This is a genomic window from Acinetobacter sp. UBA6526 (assembly GCF_002434875.1).
GTDB lineage: Bacteria > Pseudomonadota > Gammaproteobacteria > Pseudomonadales > Moraxellaceae > Acinetobacter > Acinetobacter venetianus.
Window position 1 is genome coordinate 1 of sequence record NZ_DJLC01000103.1, and the last position, 294, is coordinate 294.

At 34.7% G+C, this 294-nt stretch carries 1 protein-coding gene; it reads right to left on the reverse strand.

From position 1 onward, the window contains the following. Positions 1-113 precede the first annotated feature (113 nt). Positions 114-294: GreA/GreB family elongation factor (locus B4237_RS06795; protein ID WP_286942347.1), on the reverse strand; the 181-nt coding region annotated here is incomplete at its 5' end.

The window sequence follows — 294 nt, forward strand, 5'->3', positions numbered from 1 at the left end:
TTAAACCGCTCTGCCACGCTTCCAATGGCGGCTATCATATAAATAAAAATTCAACTTGGCAAATCTTTTATTTAAAAAACTACACCGAACGCTCAAAATAAAATCAAAAGTTGCTAATTTGATGAATCTTCGTGCTTTTCATATCGAATTGAATTGATATACCAAAGTTTTTTTCCTAATGGCGTATGAACTTCGACCTCATCATCGACTTGTTTACTGAGTAAAGCTTTAGCCATTGGAGACTCAATTGAGATATGCTGTGGATGATGGTCATAAATTTCATCAACTCCAACA